This window comes from Streptomyces pseudogriseolus, assembly GCA_002154585.1.
Taxonomy (GTDB): domain Bacteria; phylum Actinomycetota; class Actinomycetes; order Streptomycetales; family Streptomycetaceae; genus Streptomyces; species Streptomyces pseudogriseolus.
The window spans coordinates 1-3,622 of record MUNG01000551.1 but is presented as its reverse complement, the minus strand read 5'-3'; the positions used below and the strand labels follow the sequence as shown (position 1 = coordinate 3,622).

3 protein-coding genes are annotated in these 3,622 nt (G+C 74.4%); 2 read left to right on the top strand and 1 reads right to left on the bottom strand.

The annotated features are described in order from the left end of the window. Nucleotides 1-5 precede the first annotated feature (5 nt). Nucleotides 6-827, top strand: a complete 822-nt coding sequence (locus CCN29_RS32630; RefSeq protein ID WP_086686126.1) for a putative protein N(5)-glutamine methyltransferase — start codon at nucleotides 6-8, stop codon at nucleotides 825-827. Nucleotides 828-863: 36 nt separating this feature from the next. On the opposite strand, the gene CCN29_RS32625 is transcribed toward CCN29_RS32630, so the two are convergent. Further along, complete coding sequence (locus CCN29_RS32625) at nucleotides 864-2,933, bottom strand: SpoIIE family protein phosphatase (RefSeq protein WP_006134491.1); 2,070 nt, start codon at nucleotides 2,931-2,933, stop codon at nucleotides 864-866. Nucleotides 2,934-3,176: 243 nt separating this feature from the next. Here CCN29_RS32625 and CCN29_RS32620 point away from each other — a divergent pair, with 243 nt between their 5' ends. Next, entirely contained in the window at nucleotides 3,177-3,548 is a 372-nt protein-coding gene (locus tag CCN29_RS32620; protein ID WP_006134490.1) for a hypothetical protein, read from the top strand. The last annotated feature ends 74 nt before the right edge of the window (nucleotides 3,549-3,622 follow it).

Below are 3,622 nucleotides of genomic sequence, written 5' to 3'. Positions count from 1 at the left end.
AGGCGATGGCCGCCCGCCGCGCCGCCGAACTCGGCCCAGCCTCCCGTGACGCGCTCGCGGCCACCCTGCGCGCGGCGGGCTGCGTCTTCGCCGAGGACGAGGCCGACATGATCCTCGCCGCGGCGGACGGCGACCCGTGTGCGGTCGAGGCGATGGCCGCCCGCCGCGCCGCCGGACTCCCTCTCGAACTCGTCGTCGGCTGGGCCGAGTTCGGCGGCCGGCGGATCGTCGTGGAACCGGGCGTGTTCGTGCCGCGCCGGCGTACCGAGTTCCTCGTCGAGCAGGCGCTCGCCCTCGCACCGGACGCCATGGTCGTCGTGGACCTGTGCTGCGGCTCGGGCGCGGTCGGCGCGGCGCTGGCGGCGGCGCTCGGCGGCGGCGTGGACCTGCACGCCGCCGACATCGACCCGGCCGCCGTGCGCTGCGCCCGCCGCAACGTCGAGTCCCTCGGCGGCCACGTCCACCAGGGCGACCTGTTCGACGCGCTGCCCGCACGGCTGCGGGGCCGGGTGGACATCCTCGCCGCCAACGTCCCGTACGTGCCCAGCGACGAAATCGCCCTGCTCCCGGCGGAGGCCCGCGACCACGAGCCCCGCGTCGCCCTCGACGGCGGCACGGACGGCCTCGACGTCCTCCGCCGCGTCGCCGCGCGGGCCCCCGCGTGGCTGGCTCCGAACGGCCGCCTCCTGATCGAAACGAGCCCGCACCAGACCCCGGGCGCCCTGACCGCCCTCACGGACGCGGGCCTCCACGCGGAACTCGCGGTCTGCGAGGACCGCCCGGCCCGGGTGGTGATCGGCACGCGGCGCGCGGGCGGGGCGGGGTGAGGCCGGCCGGGTGCGTCCCCGTACGCGCCCCCTCGTTCAGCCTTCCGGCACCGTGACCCGGGCGATCAGCAAGGCCACGTCGTCGACGTTGTCCGGTTCGTGAAGGGTGCGCAGGAGGAGTTCGCAGACCTCGTCCAGGGAGAGGGACGGGGTGTCGAGGAGCGCGAGGAGGCGGTCGAGGCGGGCGTCGAGGGGGTCGCGGCGCGTCTCGACCAGGCCGTCGGTGTAGAGGACCAGGCGGTCGCCCGGCGCCAGGTCGACGGTGGTCGTGGAGAAGGCGACCCCGCCCACGCCCAGCGGCACCCCGGTGGGCAGTTCCAGCAGCTCGGGCGTGCGGCCGGCGCGGATGCGGGCCGGGGGGAGATGGCCCGCGTTGGCGATGACGCACCGCCGCTCACGCGGGTCGTGGACGGCGTAGACACAGGTGGCGATCGCCTCGTCCAGCTCCACCGTGATCCGGTTCAGGTGCTCAAGGAGCACCGCCGGGTCGAGGCCGAGGGACGCCAGGGTGTGGGTGGCCGTGCGCAGCCGGCCCATGGTCGCGGCGGCCGGGATGCCGCTGCCCATCACGTCGCCCACGACGAGCGCCGTACGGTCGCCGTCCAGCGGGATCACGTCGAACCAGTCGCCGCCGACCTCGCTGGTGGCGCCCGCCGGCCGGTAGCGGGAGGCGACCTCCAGACCGCCCGTGACGGACGGATGGGTGGGCAGCAGGCTGCGCTGGAGCGTGAGCGCGGTGTCGCGGGCGTTCTGGTACCAGCGGGCGTTGTCGATCTGCACGGCCGCACGCGAGGCCAGCTCCCGCGCGAGCACCAGGTCGTCCTCGTCGAACGGCCGGGGCTGGCGCGTGCGGATCAGGTCGAGCGCGCCCAGCACCTCACCGCGCGCGGTCAGCGGCACGGCCAGATACGAGTGGACGCCCGCCCGGGCCAGGATCTCCGCGGCCTCGGGGGAGCGGGCGATGCGCAGCAGGTCCTCGTCCTTCACCTGCGGCACCATCACCGGCAGCCCGGTGCGCACGCACTCGGTGATCAGCCGGTCCGGCGCGTACTGGATGACGCGGCCCGGCGGGTCGGCGGCCGGCAGCACGTCGGACGCGTCGAGCCGGCGCACCGCCACCGCCCGCATCAGCGCCGGCTCCTCCGGCCCGAGGACGCTGCGCCGGCCCCGTACGACCGCGTCGAGCAGATCCACCGCCGCCGCGTCGGCCAGCTCCGGGACGGCCACGTCGGCGAGCTCGCCGGCCGTGCGGTCCAGGTCCAGCGTGGTCCCGATCCGCGCGGAGGCGTCGGCGATCAGCGCGATCCGCCGGCGCGCCGTCTCCGCCTCGGCGTTCGCCCGGTACTGGTCGGTGATGTCGACCACCGACACGGCCGCGCCGAGAACCGTGCCGAGGGTGTTCTCCAGCCGGTACAGGGACACCGTCCAGGCGTGGTCGGCGTCCGGGTCGGCGGGGGTGCGGCCGGTCATGAACCGGTCGACCACCGGCCGCCCGGTCCGCAGCACCTCCCGGGCCGCCTCCTCGATGGCCGCCGCGTCCACCAGCGGCAGCACCTCCCGCATCGTGCGGCCCAGGTGCTCGTCGGCCGACAGGCCGTCCATCTGCTCCAGCGCCGGGTTCACCGACACGTACCGCAGGTCGGCGTCCAGCACGGCCAGCCCGATGGGGGACTGGGCGACGATCCGGGTGGACAGCGCCACGTCCTGCTCCAGCCGCCGCACCGTCGACCGGTCGACCGCGAGACCGAGGGCGTACACCTGCCCCCGGTCGTCCAGCAGCCGCATGTTGCGGAACTCCACCAGCCGGGTCTCACCGTCCTTGCGCCGGATCGGGAAGGCCCCCGCCCAGCTCCGCCCGGTGCGCATGACCTCGGCGAACAGCTTCTTCACCAGATCGAGGTGTTCCTCGTGCACCATGATCCGGGCGGCGAACCGGCCCAGCGCCTCCTGCGCGGTGTAGCCGAACAGCTCCTCCGCCTGCGGGCTCCACAGCACGATCCGCCCCTCGGCGTCCAGGACGACCGAGGCCACGCGCAGGACGTCGAGCAGCCCGCTGGGACGCGCCGGACCGTCCCCGCCGGCCGGGAGTGACCACGCTGCGCTCATCCCACGCCCCGCCTTCGCCGAGTCCGCGGCACGCCGTCGCCGCGCCGCCGTCCCTTTGTTGTACCGCGCGCGAGGGCGATTTTCCGCCGCTCCTGTCGTCCCTTTCCTGCTCCCCCACCATCCTGGCCGGTGACCGCGGCCGCGTCATCGTGGGAGGGGTGCGCGGGTAGTGCGTCGCGGTGTCCGGTGCTTTGCTGAGGTTGGGCGGGGGACGGCGGTGTGACCACGGAAGGAGCGATCACGATGGTCAACGAGCCCACGCACCCGGAGTCCGTGTCGGTCGAGATCAGCGGATGCAGCAAGGACGACGCCCGGATCGTCTTCGACACCCTGTGCGCCTGCTTCTCGTCGGACCGGTGCGCCGACGACGTGCCCGAGGAACTGCACGAGACCCGGCCCACGGTGTGGCTCGGCACGTTCGACGTGGCCGACGCGCACGAGGGGGAGGCCAGGCCCGCGCGGCTGACCTCCTCGGTCGACGCCGACGTGCACGGCGGCTACTGGGCGATCGACCGGTTCCGCACCACCCTGGACGACCTGTTCCGGGTGAGCGAGCTGAGCAAGGTGTCCGGCGACCAGGAGCGTGAACTGCACGTCCGTCTCGAGAGCAGGTGAGGCCGACGTCCGAACCGAAGGCTGTGCCCTGACGCTGTGCCCTCCGTCACCCCATTGTGCAACTAGTTGCACAA